At 44.0% G+C, this 14,230-nt stretch carries 15 protein-coding genes; 6 read left to right on the forward strand and 9 right to left on the reverse strand.

Annotated elements, in window-relative coordinates; all coding sequences use genetic code 11:
* Positions 1-33 precede the first annotated feature (33 nt).
* From KNO87_RS05990 to KNO87_RS06010, 5 genes are all read right to left on the reverse strand, one after another.
* Positions 34-1,707 (reverse strand): AMP-binding protein, encoded by a 1,674-nt coding sequence (locus tag KNO87_RS05990; RefSeq protein WP_214794377.1) that lies wholly within the window; start codon positions 1,705-1,707, stop codon positions 34-36.
* 136 nt (positions 1,708-1,843) lie between these two features.
* Positions 1,844-2,308, reverse strand: coding sequence for a DUF4825 domain-containing protein (locus tag KNO87_RS05995; RefSeq protein ID WP_214794379.1), 465 nt, complete (start codon positions 2,306-2,308; stop codon positions 1,844-1,846).
* 12 nt (positions 2,309-2,320) lie between these two features.
* Positions 2,321-3,445 (reverse strand): ABC transporter permease subunit, encoded by a 1,125-nt coding sequence (locus tag KNO87_RS06000; RefSeq protein ID WP_214794381.1) that lies wholly within the window; start codon positions 3,443-3,445, stop codon positions 2,321-2,323.
* Positions 3,435-4,316, reverse strand: coding sequence for an ABC transporter ATP-binding protein (locus tag KNO87_RS06005; protein WP_214794383.1), 882 nt, complete (start codon positions 4,314-4,316; stop codon positions 3,435-3,437). Before KNO87_RS06005 ends, KNO87_RS06000 begins: the two co-directional genes overlap by 11 nt.
* Positions 4,303-4,692 (reverse strand): GntR family transcriptional regulator, encoded by a 390-nt coding sequence (locus KNO87_RS06010; RefSeq protein WP_074032742.1) that lies wholly within the window; start codon positions 4,690-4,692, stop codon positions 4,303-4,305. The genes KNO87_RS06005 and KNO87_RS06010 overlap by 14 nt, the downstream gene beginning before the upstream one ends.
* 183 nt (positions 4,693-4,875) lie before the next feature.
* Between KNO87_RS06010 and KNO87_RS06015 the strand changes: the two genes are divergently transcribed.
* From KNO87_RS06015 to KNO87_RS06035, 5 genes are all read left to right on the forward strand, one after another.
* Positions 4,876-5,640, forward strand: a complete 765-nt coding sequence (locus KNO87_RS06015; protein WP_251126754.1) for a hypothetical protein — start codon at positions 4,876-4,878, stop codon at positions 5,638-5,640.
* A 105-nt stretch (positions 5,641-5,745) separates the two neighbouring features.
* Positions 5,746-6,156 carry a MarR family winged helix-turn-helix transcriptional regulator gene (locus KNO87_RS06020; protein WP_214794387.1) on the forward strand — a complete coding sequence of 137 codons (411 nt, stop codon included), beginning with the start codon at positions 5,746-5,748 and terminating at the stop codon, positions 6,154-6,156.
* A gap of 23 nt (positions 6,157-6,179) precedes the next feature.
* A complete protein-coding gene (locus KNO87_RS06025) occupies positions 6,180-6,818 on the forward strand; it encodes a nitroreductase family protein (protein WP_214794389.1) in 639 nt (212 codons plus the stop codon).
* Positions 6,819-6,845: 27 nt separating this feature from the next.
* Positions 6,846-7,130, forward strand: coding sequence for a putative quinol monooxygenase (locus KNO87_RS06030; RefSeq protein ID WP_026826548.1), 285 nt, complete (start codon positions 6,846-6,848; stop codon positions 7,128-7,130).
* 1 nt (position 7,131) lies between these two features.
* On the forward strand, positions 7,132-7,491 hold the full coding sequence (locus KNO87_RS06035) for a DUF1304 domain-containing protein (RefSeq protein WP_214794391.1): 360 nt from the start codon (positions 7,132-7,134) through the stop codon (positions 7,489-7,491).
* A gap of 104 nt (positions 7,492-7,595) precedes the next feature.
* On the opposite strand, the gene KNO87_RS06040 is transcribed toward KNO87_RS06035, so the two are convergent.
* From KNO87_RS06040 to KNO87_RS06055, 4 genes are all read right to left on the reverse strand, one after another.
* On the reverse strand, positions 7,596-9,134 hold the full coding sequence (locus KNO87_RS06040) for a hypothetical protein (RefSeq protein ID WP_214747869.1): 1,539 nt from the start codon (positions 9,132-9,134) through the stop codon (positions 7,596-7,598).
* Positions 9,135-9,262: 128 nt separating this feature from the next.
* Positions 9,263-9,520, reverse strand: a complete 258-nt coding sequence (locus KNO87_RS06045) for a hypothetical protein (RefSeq protein WP_015881071.1) — start codon at positions 9,518-9,520, stop codon at positions 9,263-9,265.
* Entirely contained in the window at positions 9,517-11,895 is a 2,379-nt protein-coding gene (locus KNO87_RS06050; protein ID WP_214794393.1) for a DEAD/DEAH box helicase family protein, read from the reverse strand. Before KNO87_RS06050 ends, KNO87_RS06045 begins: the two co-directional genes overlap by 4 nt.
* A complete protein-coding gene (locus KNO87_RS06055) occupies positions 11,888-12,214 on the reverse strand; it encodes a nucleoside triphosphate pyrophosphohydrolase (protein WP_214794396.1) in 327 nt (108 codons plus the stop codon). Before KNO87_RS06055 ends, KNO87_RS06050 begins: the two co-directional genes overlap by 8 nt.
* A 125-nt stretch (positions 12,215-12,339) precedes the next feature.
* Here KNO87_RS06055 and KNO87_RS06060 point away from each other — a divergent pair, with 125 nt between their 5' ends.
* Positions 12,340-14,145: an AIPR family protein gene (locus KNO87_RS06060; protein WP_214794399.1), complete on the forward strand. Its 1,806-nt coding sequence runs from the start codon at positions 12,340-12,342 to the stop codon at positions 14,143-14,145.
* Positions 14,146-14,230 lie beyond the last annotated feature (85 nt).

The following is a 14,230-nucleotide window of genomic DNA, read 5'->3' on the forward strand; positions in this document are numbered from 1 at the left end:
TCATTTATTATTCTATCATGCATACGCTTGGTGTCAACTGCTTTGTTTCACTTGTTTCGCCTTCTCTTCGTCGACGAGGACGCGGCGTAAAATCTTACCGACGAACGTCTTCGGCAACTCGTCACGGAACTCATACAGCTTCGGCACTTTATACGCCGCGAGCTTCTCACGACAATGCTTGTCGAGCTCTTCTTCTGTCACGCTCGACCCGTCCCGAAGAACGATGAACGCTTTGACCGTCTCACCACGATACGGGTCTGGGACACCGATACATACCGCTTCCTTGACGGCCGGATGTTCATAGAGCACTTCTTCGATCTCACGCGGATAGACGTTGAACCCACCTGCGATAATCATGTCTTTCTTACGGTCGACAATATAGAAGAAGCCGTCCTCGCCCATGTAACCGAGGTCACCTGTCGCGAGCCAACCATCTTTCAAGACGGCTGCCGTCTCCTCCGGTTTCTGCCAATAGCCTTTCATGACCTGCGGACCGCTCAGCATGATTTCGCCGATTTCCCCGATGTCCGCTTCCGTCTCTCCGTCTGCTTTTACTATTTTAGCAGAAGTATCCGAGAGTGGCGCGCCGATCGAACCAACGATTCGTTTATCCCACAAGAAGTTCGCATGTGTGACCGGGGACGTCTCAGACAATCCATATCCTTCCACGATGCGACCGCCGGTGATCTTCTCAAATTCCTCTTGTACTTCAATCGGAAGTGGTGCCGAACCTGAGATACACGCTTCAATCGAAGACAAGTCATACTTTTTCAGCTTCGGGTCGTTCAAAATCCCAACATACATCGTCGGCGCGCCCGGGAAAAAGTGTGGCTTTTTCTTTTGAATCGTTTTCAGGACATCCGTCACTTCGAAACGTGGTACGAGGACGAGTTCATAGCCGTTCGTCACCCCGAAGTTTAGACAGCACGACATCCCGTAGACGTGGAAGAATGGAACGACACACAAGACGCGCTTCTCATCCCCGCGATTGTATTTATAGAATAAGTTCGTGATTTGGTCCGCATTCGCCGTCAAATTGAAGTGAGTCAACATGACACCTTTCGGAAGTCCTGTCGTCCCCCCTGTATATTGAAGAACCGCGACGTCTTCTTTCGGGTCGATTTCGAGCGGTGTGACCGGATTAAAGTCTTTGTAGTCTTTAAACGGCGTCGAGCCGGTCGTATCGATGACGATATTGTTCTCACGTTTCACTTTGATCGGGTACAGCTTGTTTTTCGGGAACGGTAAGTAGTCAGCGATACTCGTCGTGATCACGGTTTGAATCTCCGTCTTTTCACTGACGCGAAGCGTTTTCGGATAGAGCAAGTCGAGGGTGATGACAATTTTGACGCCCGCATCCGTCACGAGATTTTCGAGCTCTCGTTCCGTATAGAGCGGGTTCGTCTGGACGACCGTTCCCCCTGCATAGAGCACGGCATAGAACGAAATGACGTATTGAGGACAGTTCGGAAGCATGAGGCTGACACGGTCTCCTTTTTCGAGACCTTTCGCTTGAAGCATCGTGGCGAGTCGACGTGCGGCGTCATCGATCTCCGCAAATGTCCACTCTTTCCCGATAAAGGAGACGGCCGTACGATTCGGATAATCCTTTGCTGCGCGAGACAATGCCTCATAGAGCGGCTTTACCTCGTAATCAATCGACTGGGGCATACCTTCTGGATAATCTTGTAACCACGGTTTGTTCATCGCTGTTCCTCCTTGGAAATGAATACTCATTCAGTTAACTCTATTATAATGCTAAGAAAACGCTTTCATCTACCCTTTACCCGATAATTTTCAGAAAATATCAAAAAAAGCGATTGGATTTGTCATCCAATCGCTGTCATACCCGCCTAAAATAGGAATTATTCGAATCCAGCTGTTCAAGCTTCTGATTCATCAATTGTTGTAACTCATTTTCGTGACGAATGTTCGAGAAATTCGTTCCGAACCACGCCTCCATCTCTGGTCTAGAGAAGGCGTACGTCCGGTTCGGAAAAGCGAAGCGGACGATCTCAGCGTTCGGAATGAGCGTGAAATAAGCAGCCGCATTCCGAATCGCCAGACGTTCTTGCTCCGCCCGTTCCATTCCTGGATCTTCATAACGGACGGTCAACCCATAAGGACGCTTCTTCGTCTGTAGCTCGACCGATTGATAGCATTCATGTAGCGGCAAGCTCCCGGCAATCCCGACGACGGCGGCATTGTCCCCGACTTTCGACCCTCTGTATTCAAAGGCGTCCGGTTCAGCATTCGTGCAACCTGCCAGTGAGATGACAAGTACGAGCAACAGACAGAAGCGTTTCATGGATATCCCTCCTTACGATTTGAGTTTTAAGTTGAAACGGTAGAGCAGGCGTTTTGCGAGTAGGTGCGCCAGGAAGGCAGCAATGATAAATCCGATTACATACAAAATCATGTTTTGCGGATACGAAATGACCGAGAACAATACGCCACCTAACATCGCGAAACAAATGACGATGACGATATGGATGAGCCACAACCAGCTCGAGAACATGAAGAAGCGTCCGTTGTTCTCTTGTGGTGCTTCCTTAAACATCCACAAGCCAAGACCGAATGTGAGCGCAATATTCGCGACCGCAAGGATTGGGGCATATGTGATAAAGTCATTCCACACCGATTGATCGGTATACACTGAATACATATCGACGTTGAAGATATTGTTCAGTGGTGACAAGATTCGCATTGGGATACTTTCAAACGCCTCGTCAAAGAACGAGAAGAGTCGATCTGGGAAAAATGCGTAGAGTGATCCTTGGACGAGGAGTAAAATCCCCATCGGAAAGACGAGCGCGACAAACGTCCAGATGACTTGTGAGATGGACTCTCCTCCAAACGACCCCATCCATAACGCGAGTGAGAAGAACGAAATTCCAGAGAGCATCAAGAATAGAATCATCGCGATTACTTTGAACTCTTTTCCTTCCATCAAGAAGTAATAGTCGGAGAAGCGAATGATGAGAAACATCAATGTTCCACCAATCAAGCTCGACGTCACGATTCCTGTCACACCGAGCACCCATTTCGATATGTATAGCTGGGTACGCGTGTAAGGTAGCGACATCGTGAAATCGGACATTTGGCTGTTCCGTTCATTCCCGATCAATACGGATGCCATGAGGGCACCGAAGATGACAAATAAGAAAATGACACCGCCTGACGGAATGAGTCCGTTAAGACCTCCAAGGTATCCGTATCCAGATCCATCCCCGAAGAAGTCCTCCGCCACCATCTCATTCACATCACCTGTCACGATATCTGGGAAATCGCTCGGGTTTTGTTTAATTTCAAGAATCTGTTGTTCGTACGCATACATATCCGTCCACACCGGCACCGTGAAGGCGACGATACCTAAGAAGACAAGCAAAATCCAAAGCAACGACACTTGTTTCCAATCTTTCTTCAACAACACTTTAGACGGCATGAGCTTCACCTCCTAACTGGATACGGAATACGTCTTCGAGAGACATCGGGATCTCTTCGATGAGCATCGGATTGTATGAATCGATGAACGCCTCGAGTTCTTCCGTCCGTTCTTTTGCCATGAACAGCACGACACGTCCCGTCACGCTAATGATTTCAATGTCTTTCCGTTCGAGCAGTTCGACCGGGACATGGTCGTTGAAGACGACTTGCCATTTGATGCTGAGGGCACGCGCTTCTTCGAGCGACATGATCGCTTTGACACGTCCGCTCTCGATCATGATGATGCGGTCGGCGATTCGTTCGAGCTCATGTAACTGGTGGCTCGAGACGATAATCGAACAGTTCCGCTTCTCGACTTGGGCAATCATCAGTTTCAACACGTCTGACTTGGCGACGACGTCTAAACCGTCCGTCGGTTCATCGAGCAGATAATATTTCGCTTGGACGGCGAAAGCGAGCGATAACGTGACGAGCGCCTTCTGTCCTTTTGACAGTTGGCGAATCTTTTTGTTCTCAATGTTGTAACGCGTCAATGTCTCACGGAAGGCGGAGCGATTGAACGACGGGTAGATCGACTCATACAAGTCCGTCGCCTCGTTTACCGTATAATGTTTGAGCGCATCCGCCGAATCCGGTACGAAAATGACATCCCGCTTCAATCCCGCGTCTTTGAAGATACTTTTCGTTCCATATAACACGTCACCCTGATCTGGGCGAATGATTCCGACCATCGTCCGGAGGAGTGTCGTCTTGCCGGCACCGTTACGTCCGACGAGCGCGATGATTTCTCCTGATTCGACGGTAAAGTCAATTCCGTCGAGAATCGTCTGACGGTCGATTTGTTTACTCAGTTGCTCAACTTTCAGCATTGGCTTCCCCTACTTTCTCATATTCGGTCCGCAATACGTCGATGGCTTCTTCTAATGGCACATTCGCATAATGGCAATCAATCGCAATCTTCTTGATCGATGCGATGACCGGTTCTCTTGATGCATCATCATCTACCCAGTCTTCGGAGACGAACGTCCCGCGCCCGCGTCGCATCTCGAGGAGTCCGAGTCGCTCCAGCTCCTGATACGCTTTACTGACCGTGTTTGGATTGATGACGAGGTCGGTGGCGAGTTCGCGCACAGACATCACCTTGTCTCCCGGTCGCAGAATGCCGCGAATGACGAGCTCCTTCGTTTGATTGACGATTTGTTCGTAAAGCGGTTCTGAACTCTTCATATCGATTTTGTATAACATGGGTCACACCCTCTCATAGTCAATGTCACTCTTTAAGTGTATTATATGTATTAGTACACGTAATTGCAATAGTATCTTGAGGGCACTTTCAGTTTACAGGGAAATGGAAATGATTTGAATAAGACTTTGGACCGAGGTTTATCCTCAACATATAAGGTACATTGGGAAAGAGGTGACGAAATGATGAAAAAACGAATCGTAGCAGGCATTGTTGGCGGGCTTTTAGCTAGCGGCTTATTCGTGTATACGACACTTGAGAAATCCGAGGCACGGGATGCCTACAACACTTATGTAAAAGAGACGTACCAGGAACAACCCGATATCGAACTGTCACGTGATTGGAAGATGGGCGGTTATGTCGGGGAAGTCACATTGACGAAAGAACCGTTCGCTGGCACTTATTTTCTCGAGACGTACGGTGACGGCTCCATCCACGACAATGTGCTCGAGACGTATTGGGAACGTGAGGCGGAGCGGACGATTCACGAGCGGCTCGTGTCGCAAGGAATCTTAAAAGAGGAAGAGACCGTCCGTGCTGAGGTGCCGATCGGGGTGTCCGATGATGCGCAAGCGAAAGTCAGCCCGACCCCGACGTCCATCTATGAGACGAATCCGAAGACATATCTCGACGTTTCAATCATGTTTCATGAAGACTGGAACAACACGGACGAACAGAAACAACGGATTCTCGACGTCATCCGTGACATCGAGCCTGACGTCTACTCGATCCATTTCTCGTTCGACGGAAAGCCAGGCGGAAATGACGATTACACGGAACGGTATATGATGTTCACGCGCGAAGCGTCTGACATCGACCCGTCATTCCTCGATGTGCGGACGATTGAAGATTTAAATGGCTACGACCGTCTTTACGGATTCGACGAGACGACGTTCATGACAGAATATCATTTTGATGGCACCCCGATCGAAGACGAGACGACACAATAATCCGGTGTCGTCTTTTTTTGAGCGTTTGACTTTACAGGCAATCCAAAACGTTGTATCGTTTGACAAGTCAACGATTGATAAGTCAATTGAGAAAGGTGGGACGCAATGGACCTACGTGAAATCAGCCGATTACTTTACCAAATCAAGTTGGCAGAACAAAACGTCGCATCGTCGTTTGAACGGGAAACAGGATTCAGCCTGACCCGCTACGAGATGCTACAAGTCGTCAAAGAACGAGGCGTTTGTTCGCAACGCGTGATTAAGGAAGAAATGAAAATCGACAATGCCGCCATCACTCGACATTTAAAAATCCTAGAAGAAAAAGGATATGTCGTCAGAGAGCGGAACACGGAGAACCATCGCGAGATGTTCGTCCGTGTGACAGAGAAAGCAGAGCAAGACCTCGGGCACTGCGAACGAGACGAACAGGCCAACCACCTCGTCTTACAAGCCTTGTCCGCTGAAGAGATTCATCAATTATCCGGACTGCTTCAAAAATTGAACAGTCACACCTAAACAGAGAAAGAAGGAATTCACCAATGGCAACTACATTCGAAAACAATACATTCAAAGACGTTATGTTCGGTCGTAAATCAATCCGTGTCTATGACGAGAACGTAAAAATCTCACAAGAAGAGATGCTCGAAATGATTCAGGAAGCAACAACTGCTCCATCATCAGTCAACATGCAGCCATGGCGCTTCGTCGTCGTCGAAAGCCCAGAAGCGAAAGAGACGCTCAAGCCGCTCATTCGTTTCAACACGCGTCAAAACGATTCGTCATCAGCGATGCTCCTTATCTTCGGAGACATGGAGTGCTACGAGTACGGCGAACAAATCTACGACCAAGCAGTCGCAGAAGGCAAAATGCCACAAGAAGTTCGTGACCAACAGCTCGGCGCGATCATCCCTTACTACAAAAACCTCTCGAAACAAGAGATGAACGACATCGTGAAAATCGATGCGAGTCTCGCAGCGATGCAATTCATGCTCACAGCACGTGCACACGGCTATGACACGAACCCAATCGGCGGTTTCGAGAAAGACCAACTCGCAGAAGCATTCGGTCTCGACAAAGATCGCTACGTACCGGTCATGATCTTGTCTGTCGGGAAAGCCGCAGAAGAAGGTTACGAATCAGTACGTCTTGACGCTCAAACGGTCACATCGTTCAAATAATTCAACACACAATCGGAGGAATCAACCATGATCTTAGTCAACGCCACATTCGATATCCAAGCATCACAACGCGAGAACTTCTTGCGTGACATCCAAGTCTTGATCGACTCATCAAAACAAGAAGCGGGCTGCGTCGGATATGACTTATACGAATCAACGTCTGTCGAGAACCGTTTCGTCATGATCGAGAACTGGGAAGACCAAGCCGCTCTCGAGCAGCATAACCAAAACCCGGTCCTCATCAACTTCGCACAAAACGTCGCAAACTACGTGTCTGCGAAACCGGTCGTGCAAGTAGCAGCGGTCAACTAATATGTCGACGCTCACCCTTGTGCTCGGGACGCTCGTCGCGATCGAATTCTTCTATATCTTCTATTTAGAGACGGTTGCGACGGCGTCTTCCTCGACGTCACGCGTCTTCCGCATGTCGAAAGACGAGCTGACAAGAGACTCGGTATCGGTTTTGTTCAAAAATCAAGGAGTGTATAACGGGTTGATCGGGGTCGGGCTCTTATACGGGCTATACATCTCCCCTAACCCGTTCGAGATTGTCACCATGATGCTGACGTATATCATTCTCGTTGCCCTATATGGCAGTATCACGAGTGACAAGAAGATTATCCTGACACAAGGTGGGCTCGCCATCTTGACGTTGATCTCGATGGTGATGTGATGACAGAAAAAGCGTTCGACCTGAGAAAAGGTCGGACGCTTTTTGTCATTTCAAATTCATCAACAAAAAACCGCCCTGACCGAAGTCAGAGCGGAATGGATGTCTTATAAGACGAAAATCGCTGCAGATACGCCGACGACACCAACGAGCGCCATCGCATATACCGGCACACGTGGCATTTCGCCATTGTTATCGAGTGCTTTCCCGAACATATAGAAGACAATCGGGTGCACGAGGAACGGCATCGAGAAGATGAGCGGGATAAGAAGCGACGCTTCCGTCCCGAACATGCCGCCTTGAACCGCTGCGAACAAGCCGAAGTGCGAAATTGCTGACGATTGTGCCATCGTCGTGTAATCAAATGCAATCGTGCTGAACGTCAAGATGACGAGACCACCGAAGACGGCCATCATCTGCCATCCGAACGAGAACTGCATAAGGGCTTTTACTTCTTTGAAGTCTTCGCCATTCGCCGCACGTAAGTTTTTCAACGCGAGCGCCGTGAGCGCGAGACCGATCAAGACGATGATGGCTGTCGGCCAAATCCAGAGCGCGCCGTTATCGGCACTGACTGCGAGGATTGAGAAGACGAAGATGTGTCCGAAGAACGGAATGTTGATCATGATTGGCGCACGTTTTGCCGCCACTTGACCGAAGTCCCCAGCCGTACACGCACCTGTGAGACCACTGTGTGAAAGTGAACCTGCCATACCTGGCGCGAGGTTACGGATATGACCCGTACGAGCGAACCACATGATGAGTGCGATTCCACCGAACATCCAGAACAACTGACCGAAGAAACCGTACACGAGAATCGAGTTCATGCCTTCGATGGCGAACGCATCACCGATTCGTGAACCACCGACCATGAAGTTGGCAGCCAAGACGACCGGAATTCCTGCGAAGAGAAGCGCGCGGACAGTCGGTCCATACGTCCAGTTGTGGAAGATGGCACCGAGCGCCGACGAGATCAACATCGCAAAGAAGATTTGCGGAAGTGCGATAATCGGCTGAACTGCTGTCGCAATCAAGAACGAGACGAACAAGATGACAAGCAAGAGGACTGTCTCGATGACACCTTTTTGCATGTATACTTTCTTGTCCTGAATCTGTGCTTTATGGTCGATGAGTAAGAACGACACAGCGAGACCGAGGAGTGCGAGGATTGGGTAGTAAAGCGCAATCCCTTCTGCCGTACCTGGCTCGATTGCCATACGGAAGAACCCTTCCAAACCGACGAGCAAGAAGAAAGAACGAAGGATAAAGATGAACTGCGTACGTCCCGTTCCGAGGAACATCTCCTCTTTTGCAGGGACGACGATGTCTTCCATGTCGAGCTCTTGTTTACTTAAGATTTTACGAAGTTCCTGTCCACCGACGAAGAACGAAACGACTAACGCGATGATTGTCGTCCGTGACAAGAAGTCGACGAGCGGGAATTCAGGAAGACCCGGTGTCGCGATGCCGAGCTCGACCATACCGAAGCCGAGACCAAGACCGAAGATGACGATTACGAGGATCGGCGAGAAGCGCGTCCCCGCCACGACCATACGAGATAAAATGACCATCGGAATGATGAAGGCCATAAGCAACCAGAATTGGTTGATGAGTTGCATTTGAGATAATTGCTGTACAAGTTCCATTGACTAACCCCTAACATAATTTTTAGCACACAATATCGAAGTGTACAGGAATGAACATTGTGTGACAATAGGGTGTGATGTTTTGTAAACATTGAAAGCGGAACCAAGTGAAATTGGTCCCGCTTTCGTTAGTTATTGGATTGTCTGAGGCCCCAAATGCCTTTATTTCCTGTGGAATAAAAGAGATCTTCTTTTCCGGTAAAGCTCGCTGAATCGCTAGAATGCGCACGAATCTGTTTATTGACGTGCCCTTTCCAATCTTTGTAACGATCGAGCTCGAGTTGATAATATGATTTTTCGACATACGCATAAATGTCTTTTAAAGATGCCGTCCCACCATGGTGTTGGAGGGCGAATTGGATTTTGCGTAGTAATAGGCGTTTCATTTTCTATCCATCCCCTTCCGATCAAATCCACTCTCTCTTTTAAAATAATCGTATAAGCGGACTTCTACTAATTCTTTTAACCATTTATATAATATAGGACTCTGATAAATATCAGAAGAGTCTAGTGTTAATGTATCTCCATTCAATTTAAAGGGTCCTTTAGCAATGTAAGTGAATGGCATATCTAGTAATAGCTTCTCAATTTTGTTTTGATCAAAGCTTTGGAATAAATTCTTTGAGTTTCTCCCTTTCTTTAATCGATATGGTTCTGCAACTAAATATTCATAGAATGGTTTTGCAACCTCTCCTGTAGTGATTGGTAAAAACCATTTGCCGATGCCTCGTTGCAACATTATGTTCAGAACCACCATTTTATAACTATTTTGCATTTTGGTATTTTCTACTTCAAATAATAGGTCGTTCGCAACAGAAAATATATCTGACTCTTTTACATTAAGCTCACCTATTTTATTCAAGAAACCAAAGAAACCTCTTTCCTTTTTCCATTCTGATCGGTACGCATCTAATGAATATTCGCCTCTTTGAACTAGTTCTAGATAAGTTGGTCGTCTACCCAATTCTTCTTTCACCATGAAATAATTTTGTTCAAGTAATTGCCTACGCGTTGAGGAGCGTGTCACCATTTTCTTCAATAAGTCAACAGTTTGTAAATCAAACTCAATCGTACAAGACGAAGGTAGATCAATCATGGTTGGTAAAGAACTAATTTTATCTTGTCGTTTAGCCGTCAATAGCGCCAGTTTCTTATCAATGTTTTTATAGTTCCCAATCAAATCGATAATCGTACAATGTGTCTTTCCTTTTGATAGACGTAGTCCTCGTCCGATTTGTTGGGTAAACACTGTCAATGATTCTGTCGGACGACAGAACAATAACGTATCAATTTCAGGTATATCGACACCCTCATTAAATAGATTCACTGCAAAAATGATGTCTAATTGTCCATGCTTTAACTGAGCAATCACTTCGGTACGATCATACTCGGTCTGACTATGAAGTGCTACCGCCTGCACCCCTTGTCTCCTGAAATAATCTGCCAAATATTCAGCTTGTATAACGGATGAACAAAAACCGAGCGCCCTCGATTGATGATGTTCTGACCATGCCTTAAAAATCTTCTCGGCAACACTTTCTTTTAACTGTTCTGCTAATAATTCCTCTTGATCGTAACGACGTCCATTGATTAGACGAATTTGAGAGTAGTCAATTTCATCGTATATTCCCACATAATGAAACGGGGTTAAAAACGATTCTTCTATCGCTTCCGTAAAGTGCATCTGGAAAGCAACGTTATCATCGCAAAGCGCATATACGTCCCCTCCGTCTAAACGGTCAGGCGTTGCAGTCAAACCAAGTAGGAATTTCGGTTGAAAATAATCTAGCACACGACGGTAAGATGGGGCCGCCGAATGATGAAACTCATCCACGATAATCAAATCAAATTGCTCTGGATTATATTGTTCCATTCTTTGTTTCGAAGCTAATGTTTGAATCGAGGCGAACACGACGTCAGCAGTTTCTTGATTTCGTGATTCACCTCCAAGTAGTAATCCTGTATTCCAATCCGTTGCTACATTGAGGAATGACTTTTCTGCCTGTAACAAAAGTTCTTTTTGATGCGCAACGAAAAGGACGCGTTTGAATTGACGAGCAAAAAATGCACTTAAATACGTTTTCCCTAATCCTGTCGCCAAAACGAGCATCGCTTTCTTTCGACCTTCCGCCATCGTTTCCCGAAGTGCCAACAAGGCCGCATCTTGAACAGACGTCGGTGTAATCGAATCATCTTCTATGTAAACAGGAGAATGTTCAGCAACCTCCAGTTCTTTCATTCGATCCTTCCGCGCTTCATACTCTTCACGATAATGCTGTAAGGAGACTGGATTCATCATTTGCGCATATTCACTATAAAATAATTCATGGAACGCGGCGACTGACTCTTCAAACACTTTCTCCGATACACTTGAAGGAATTTCAACGTTCCATTCCACACCATGATTTAGCGCACTATGCGACAAGTTCGAGGAACCTACAAAAAATGTACCGCTTTCTATTGTACGGAACAAATATGCCTTTGGATGGAACGATCTCCCCTTTGACCGATAGAGCCTGAGCTCGATGTTCGGGATTTTTAGAAGCATATCCAGTGCATCAGGGTTGGTGAGATACAGGTAGTCTCCTACCAAGATTCTGATTTGCGCACCGCGTTCACCCGCTTTTCTTAACGAAGCGTATAATTCTTTCACTCCCGACACTTGAGCAAACGCGACGACCATATAAATTTCAGTCGCCGCGTCTATGTGTTCTTGTAAAGGAGTGCCAAGGTTGCTCGTATGGAGTCGTAAGTCACTCATGATCCAGAACCTCTTCTAAAAATAGTCCCTTTTCAAATCCGCCGCGTTTTTTTCGTTTCTCTTCGCGAATTTGATTCAATTCATCAAAGTCTGCCCCATGCATGTTCCCAAGTGTATAGACCAATTCCAAAATGTCAGCTAACTCTTCAAGAGATTCTTCATCGATGTTTGTCTCTTCATATTCTTTGATTTCTTCATAAAGTTTCACGCGTGCTTGTTCAAAGTGCTCGGCTTGGCTTAGTTGCTTCACAATCGGCACTTTTCCTGATTCGTGAATAATTTCAGGAATGCGGTCGCGGATAAGCTTGTTATAAATCATATTTCTTCCTCCTTATCGATTTATAGATTCATGTTTACTGATGACTAGATCTTTATTTTAATTTTTGAAATAATAGTAAGAGATATTAATCACAAATGTTTTTCCCCATTTCATAGGAGGTACATATGTCAAATATTATTAATAAAGAAATCAATGAAATTATAGCATACGGAAACTCTACCAACCCAAAAATTTCCTTATCTAATGATCAAGCATTTAATATCTTGATGCTTCAATATTACTGTTTTAAAGAAGTTGATATTTCAAAAGTCTGGCCTGAGATTATATCAATAATTACAGATGGAAAAGATGACGGTGGGATTGATGCAGTATATTTTGATGAAGAAGACTCAAAAATAATAATTTTACAAAATAAGCATTCTGACTCGATTCAAATTCAAGATATTGTTAGCGAAATTAATAAAATTATAACTACATTAAATGATTTTAAAGATGCACATACAGGTAGTTATAATAAAAAAACAAAGAGACTTCTACAAGAATCTTTAGATCGACTAACAGATGAAAATGAAGGAAATATAGAAATTTTATTTTCTTCGTTGGCGACTTTGGATATACAAAAGGCAAAATCAAAACTAACTGGAATCGAAGATAAAGTTGCGTACTTAACAGTATTAAATAAAGTACATATAGAAGAAATAATTGAAAAACTTCAATTGCAACATGAAGTAGTGGCAGAAGACAGTGTAAATATCGATAATACTAAAAATATATTGAAATACTCCAGTGATCAACACAAAGGAATTTTTGTGAACGTCAGCTCAGAATCAATTAGTCGTTTATACAATAAATACAATCAAAAGGGTTTATTTAATCTAAACATAAGAAGATACATTAGAAATAAAAATGTTGATGATGGGATTAAGAACACTCTTGATAATAATCGAGAAGAATTTTGGTTTTTAAATAACGGTTTAACTATAGCCTGTACCGACTTTATTGAAGATGGAAACAAAATAAAGTTATATAACTTTTCTATAGTAAACGGTGGTCAAACGACTAATCTAATTGGAGAGTATAAGGGAAAAAATAGAGAAGAGTTCTATATCCCGTGCAAAATTGTTTCGAGTGTTGATGAAGTTTCAACTGAAGATACTATGAGGTTCTTTAATACTATTGCCGAAGCTACAAATTCTCAAAAACCTATTCAGCCTAAAGACCTGAAATCAAATTCACCAGAAATGAGATCATTGCAAACACTTTTATTAAAACACAAAGTATTTTTAGAGATTAAAAGAGGTGAAAAGGCAACTAAGGATACTAATATTAAAATTAAAAATGATGAACTAGCACAATTAATTTTTTCTTTTGTAAATCAAAAACCTGGAACTTCTAGATCAAATAAAAATTCATTATTTAATAATAATAAATTTTATAAACAAATTTTCTTTAAGCGATACTCTAGTGAATCAAACAAAACAAATTTTTTATTAGATCTAATTGAACTTAATGATAGATACGTTACTCTACACAAAAAGTTCAAAACAGAATTTAAAAATGATTTTACTTCTGAGCAAGCAAATATATTTAATAATGGAAAATTTGTATTGTTCGCCCTATTTGGTCTAACTTACAGAATAATTAATGAAGATGTTGAAATAAATTCTATAAAATCTAATTCTTCACTCATTGAAGATGATGATTTCATTTATGGTTCGTTTATATCTAATTATAAAGAGGACGATATAGATCAAAAATTAAAAGATTTAATTATCTTATTTGTGAATATTCTTGAAGAAGAATATACAAATCAATATGAAAATGACAAAGTGACAAGTGTTAGCAATTTCTTCAAAACAGATAAGAAATATGTTAGTGACATCTTAACATCCACAGTGAAAAAACTAAGTAGAACTTTTGTATACAAAGAATTTATAGAACATGGTCAAATTTTTAAACGAAATAGCTAATAAATTTTTGATCTATTATTTATGAATTAAAAACAATTTAACGAATTTCAGTTCATGAAATTAATATTTTATGAACTGAAATTCG

Origin of the sequence: Exiguobacterium sp. s34 (genome assembly GCF_018617435.1) — a bacterium.
In the GTDB taxonomy this organism is placed as follows: domain Bacteria; phylum Bacillota; class Bacilli; order Exiguobacteriales; family Exiguobacteriaceae; genus Exiguobacterium; species Exiguobacterium aestuarii.

Coding starts and splice junctions, on each gene's coding strand:
- KNO87_RS05990 (WP_214794377.1), bottom strand. CDS start 1,707: ATGAACAAACCGTGGTTACAAGATTATCCAGAAGGTATGCCCCAGTCG.
- KNO87_RS05995 (WP_214794379.1), bottom strand. CDS start 2,308: ATGAAACGCTTCTGTCTGTTGCTCGTACTTGTCATCTCACTGGCAGGT.
- KNO87_RS06000 (WP_214794381.1), bottom strand. CDS start 3,445: ATGCCGTCTAAAGTGTTGTTGAAGAAAGATTGGAAACAAGTGTCGTTG.
- KNO87_RS06005 (WP_214794383.1), bottom strand. CDS start 4,316: ATGCTGAAAGTTGAGCAACTGAGTAAACAAATCGACCGTCAGACGATT.
- KNO87_RS06010 (WP_074032742.1), bottom strand. CDS start 4,692: ATGTTATACAAAATCGATATGAAGAGTTCAGAACCGCTTTACGAACAA.
- KNO87_RS06015 (WP_251126754.1), top strand. CDS start 4,876: ATGAAAAAACGAATCGTAGCAGGCATTGTTGGCGGGCTTTTAGCTAGC.
- KNO87_RS06020 (WP_214794387.1), top strand. CDS start 5,746: ATGGACCTACGTGAAATCAGCCGATTACTTTACCAAATCAAGTTGGCA.
- KNO87_RS06025 (WP_214794389.1), top strand. CDS start 6,180: ATGGCAACTACATTCGAAAACAATACATTCAAAGACGTTATGTTCGGT.
- KNO87_RS06030 (WP_026826548.1), top strand. CDS start 6,846: ATGATCTTAGTCAACGCCACATTCGATATCCAAGCATCACAACGCGAG.
- KNO87_RS06035 (WP_214794391.1), top strand. CDS start 7,132: ATGTCGACGCTCACCCTTGTGCTCGGGACGCTCGTCGCGATCGAATTC.
- KNO87_RS06040 (WP_214747869.1), bottom strand. CDS start 9,134: ATGGAACTTGTACAGCAATTATCTCAAATGCAACTCATCAACCAATTC.
- KNO87_RS06045 (WP_015881071.1), bottom strand. CDS start 9,520: ATGAAACGCCTATTACTACGCAAAATCCAATTCGCCCTCCAACACCAT.
- KNO87_RS06050 (WP_214794393.1), bottom strand. CDS start 11,895: ATGAGTGACTTACGACTCCATACGAGCAACCTTGGCACTCCTTTACAA.
- KNO87_RS06055 (WP_214794396.1), bottom strand. CDS start 12,214: ATGATTTATAACAAGCTTATCCGCGACCGCATTCCTGAAATTATTCAC.
- KNO87_RS06060 (WP_214794399.1), top strand. CDS start 12,340: ATGTCAAATATTATTAATAAAGAAATCAATGAAATTATAGCATACGGA.